Source organism: Deinococcus misasensis DSM 22328 (assembly GCF_000745915.1).
Classification (GTDB): domain Bacteria; phylum Deinococcota; class Deinococci; order Deinococcales; family Deinococcaceae; genus Deinococcus_C; species Deinococcus_C misasensis.
Map to the genome: position 1 here is coordinate 1 of NZ_JQKG01000095.1, position 3,566 is coordinate 3,566.

Below are 3,566 nucleotides of genomic sequence, written 5' to 3' on the forward strand. Positions count from 1 at the left end.
GCCGAGAGCCGAGAGCCGAGAGCCGAGAGCCGAGAGCATCGTGGGTCACAAAGAAAAAATGGTCAAGGGGATCTGTAGGGGCGCAGCGGACAAGGAGACCAAGACGCGGTCTCCTGTTTTGTACAAGAAGCGTGCTGCGCCCTTCATTGCTTCAGCCAAAGCCTTTTTGGCCTTCTGCCCTCTGCCTTCTGCAAAAAGGCAACCCTTACAGGTTGCCTTTTTCCTCAGGGATACATCTTCCCAACCCACTCCAGCGGATTGGTCGCTTCTCCCCGGACCCGCATTTCCCAGTGCAGGTGGGGGCCGGTGGACAGTCCGGTGTTTCCGACCTCGCCGATCTTCTGGCCTTTTTTGACCTGATCTCCAGCTTTCACCAGCAGTTTGGATTGATGGAAGTACAGGCTCTGGACCCCGAGGCCGTGATCAATCAGGATCAGGTTTCCACGGATTTCATATTTGCTGGCAATGACCACGGTGCCATCGTTGACGGCATAGACCGGGGTGCCGACTTTGGCCGGGAAATCTGCACCGTAATGGTATTTCACTGCATCTCCAGCTTTGTAGATGCGCTTGCTTCCAAATCCTGCTGATGTGGCTTTCACGCCGGGGTCCTGAAAGGATTTGGTCCACTGCTGGGGGGTTCTCAGGGCGTAGGCTTTGTCCAACACCTGATTTTCCACCGTCTGGTTTTTGGGGTTCAGCTTGGCTTCCACCTCGGGGGTGAAATACAGTCGGGTGGCATTGCCCCCTTTGACGGTCACAGGAATTTCGAAGGTGTCCACTTTGTCCTTGAAGGCCACTTCGATTTGCACGTTTTTGCCCACATGCCCGAGCACCACCCGTCCGAGCACCAGAGCCTCTTTGTCTTTGATGGACACCGGGCGCAGGTACTCGGCAGGTTCACGCACATCTTCGCTGGTTTCGCTCATGAAGCGCACCACGGCTTTTTCGGCGTCTTCACCTTTGAGACGCACGCTGAAGGCCTGACCGTCCCAGACTTTTTTGGGCAAGGTGATTTTCAGGTCTGCGAAGTCCAAGGTGCGGGTGTCCTCAAGGCCGGGGATGTCGAGTTTCTGACCAATGCGGATGATGTCCGAAGTCAGGTTGTTGGCCTGTTTCAGTTCCTGCACAGTGATCCCATACTGCTGGGCAATGCGGGAAAGGGTGTCTCCAGATTTCACGGTGTAGTCGGTGGCCTGCGCGAAAGACAGCAGGCCCACACACACCAGAGCGGCTTTGAGGTGCTTCATTGTGGCTCCTTGGAGTCGAGGATCAGGGTCACCGGACCATCGTTGAAAAGTTCGACTTTCATGTCAGCAGCAAAAATCCCGGTTTGCACTTCAAGCCCTTGCTTTCTGAGGAAGTGGTTGAACTCCTCCCACAGGGCTTTGGCCTGCTCGGGTTTGGCTGCCTTGGTGAACGAGGGGCGGTTTCCTCTGCGCCAGTCTGCAAACAGGGTGAACTGGCTGACCGAGAGGATTTTGCCACCAATCTGGTCCAGAGAAAGGTTCATCTTGCCTTCTTCGTCGTTGAAGATGCGCAGTTTGGCCACCTTGGAGGCCAGAAATTCTGCATCCTGCAGGGTATCGTCATGGGCAACCCCCACAAGGAGCAAGAAACCTTGCTGAATGGCTCCGGTGACCTTGCCTTCTACAGTCACTGAAGCGTGCTTGACCCGTTGAACCACAATGCGCATTCAGGCCTCGAACTGCTGGTGGTGGCCCCGAACCACCTGAATGGCATTCGACAGGATCTCGCTTTCGGTGAAATCCAGATTGCCTCTGCTTTTTTCCTGCAGCATGATCAACAGTCTCAGGCTGCTTTCCACGGTTTTTTTGGCCCGTTCTCTGGCGAGGCCATCGTTTTGAACCCGGTGGTGCACCGGGCTGTATTCGCCCATGGCCCCTTCTGCTGTTGAAAGGAGGCTCTGGACCAGTCCCACAAAGTCGGCGTTTGGCATACAAAGTGAATTATATCGTTCAAGGGAACGACTTTCGTCCGGGTCACGTACAAAGGGACATGCAAACCGAGCACATGATGGCCATCCGCCGCAAAGAGATCCAGGGGTGTGTCCTCGAAGTGATGGAGTACCAGAAGCTCCTCGGGAACCCACAATCCGCCATCGAGATGTATTACCGCGAAAAGCAAGGCATCAAACTGAAAACCCTGCGGGCCACCCTCTCTGGGGGCAAACTGGTCGCAGAACCGGGCCAACTGCAGTACATGAAAGGCCACATTGACCTGAAAGTGGAATCTGGCGGTGGGGTGGGAGGTTTCCTGCAAAGGGCCGTCAGTGCCGCCCTGACCGGCGAAACCGTCTTCAAAACCGAGTACACCGGACAGGGCACCATTTTTCTGGAACCCACCTGGAAACATTACCTTTTGATGGACATCCAAGAAGACCTGATCATTGATCGGGGCATTTTTGTGGCCGGGGCCGGAAACCTGAATTTTTCGATCAAACGCCCGGATTCCATTCTGGGAAATGCCCTCTCTGGTGAGGGGATGTTCCAGACCCTGATCCGTGGGAGCGGCATCGTGGCCCTGTACGCTCCGGTTCCAGAGGCTGAAATCATGGTGGCCCAGCTGAACGGGGACAAACTGGTGGTGGATGGGAATTATGCCATTGCCCGCACTGCAGGTGTCCGCATGAGCGTTCAGAAGTCCAGCAAAAGCCTTCTGGCCTCTGCACAGTCTGGTGAAGGGCTGGTGACCGTGTTTGAGGGCACAGGGCAGGTGTGGCTCACGCCCACATTGGGCATGTACTGATCAGAACAGCCTGCCCTGCTCCTCTGCTTCCTGAGAAACCTGCACATCTTCTCCCTGACGCAGTTTTTCCAGAGTGGCTTTGACCTCTTTGATGTCCTTCCAGGTCAGGCTTTTGGGACCTCCCACCTGACGGGTTGGATTTCTGAGCAGAAAAGCCGGGTGGTACATCGGAAGCAGACGGGCACTGAATCCACTGGAATGGTGAAAATCAAACCACTGGCCCCGGGTGCGGGTGATGCCCTGCCGGATGTTCATCAGGTACTGGGTGGGCACATTCCCGAGGGTCACAATCACCTTGGGCTGAATGGTCTGGAGTTGCTGGTCCAACCACGGACGGCAGGCGGCCACCTCGTCCGCTTCAGGGTTGCGGTTGTTGGGAGGACGGCATTTGACCATGTTGGCAATGTACACCTGATCTCTGGACAGCCCCACTGCACCCATGATCTGGTCCAGCAGTTGCCCAGCCTGACCCACAAAAGGTCTGCCCGAGATGTCCTCGTCGCGGCCCGGTCCTTCTCCGATGAACATCAGATCGCTGTAAGGATTGCCCTCGCCATAAACCACTCTGGTGCGTCCCTGACAGAGGCGACAGGAGCGGCAGGTTTCTGCGGCCTGCTGGTGTTGGAAGAGTTCGGCTTCACGGTCCATGTTGGGTTTGATTTTACAGGATGAGGCGTGAGGACTGGTTTTGAGGCTCAGAGTCTCGTAGGGGCTAGGCGTGCCTCGCCTGATGCCGAGAGCCAAGAGCCGAGAGCCGAGAGCCGAGAGCCGAGAGCCGAGAGCCGAGAGCCGAGAGC

At 56.3% G+C, this 3,566-nt stretch carries 5 protein-coding genes; 1 reads left to right on the forward strand and 4 read right to left on the reverse strand.

Features of this window, described 5'->3' with window-relative positions; all coding sequences use genetic code 11:
• Positions 1 to 224: 224 nt before the first annotated feature.
• From Q371_RS23200 to Q371_RS23210, 3 genes are read right to left on the reverse strand one after another with little or no spacing between them, the layout of a single operon-like run.
• Entirely contained in the window at positions 225 to 1,250 is a 1,026-nt protein-coding gene (locus Q371_RS23200; RefSeq protein ID WP_034345422.1) for a M23 family metallopeptidase, read from the reverse strand.
• Entirely contained in the window at positions 1,247 to 1,696 is a 450-nt protein-coding gene (gene dtd / locus Q371_RS23205; protein WP_034345425.1) for a D-aminoacyl-tRNA deacylase, read from the reverse strand. The genes Q371_RS23200 and dtd overlap by 4 nt, the downstream gene beginning before the upstream one ends.
• Complete coding sequence (locus tag Q371_RS23210; protein WP_034345428.1) at positions 1,697 to 1,960, reverse strand: DUF1844 domain-containing protein; 264 nt, start codon at positions 1,958 to 1,960, stop codon at positions 1,697 to 1,699.
• Positions 1,961 to 2,019: 59 nt separating this feature from the next.
• Between Q371_RS23210 and Q371_RS23215 the strand changes: the two genes are divergently transcribed.
• Complete coding sequence (locus Q371_RS23215) at positions 2,020 to 2,769, forward strand: AIM24 family protein (protein ID WP_051965141.1); 750 nt, start codon at positions 2,020 to 2,022, stop codon at positions 2,767 to 2,769.
• Here Q371_RS23215 and Q371_RS23220 read toward each other — a convergent pair whose 3' ends face one another.
• The gene (locus Q371_RS23220; RefSeq protein WP_034345431.1) at positions 2,770 to 3,417 is read right to left on the reverse strand and encodes a uracil-DNA glycosylase; all 648 of its coding nucleotides are present in this window, start codon (positions 3,415 to 3,417) and stop codon (positions 2,770 to 2,772) included.
• Positions 3,418 to 3,566: the final 149 nt, after the last annotated feature.

Excerpts from the sequence above, each read along its gene's own strand:
- Q371_RS23215 (WP_051965141.1), top strand. The coding sequence starts at position 2,020 with ATGCAAACCGAGCACATGATGGCCATCCGCCGCAAAGAGATCCAGGGG.
- Q371_RS23200 (WP_034345422.1), bottom strand. The coding sequence starts at position 1,250 with ATGAAGCACCTCAAAGCCGCTCTGGTGTGTGTGGGCCTGCTGTCTTTC.
- Q371_RS23210 (WP_034345428.1), bottom strand. The coding sequence starts at position 1,960 with ATGCCAAACGCCGACTTTGTGGGACTGGTCCAGAGCCTCCTTTCAACA.
- Q371_RS23220 (WP_034345431.1), bottom strand. The coding sequence starts at position 3,417 with ATGGACCGTGAAGCCGAACTCTTCCAACACCAGCAGGCCGCAGAAACC.
- dtd (WP_034345425.1), bottom strand. The coding sequence starts at position 1,696 with ATGCGCATTGTGGTTCAACGGGTCAAGCACGCTTCAGTGACTGTAGAA.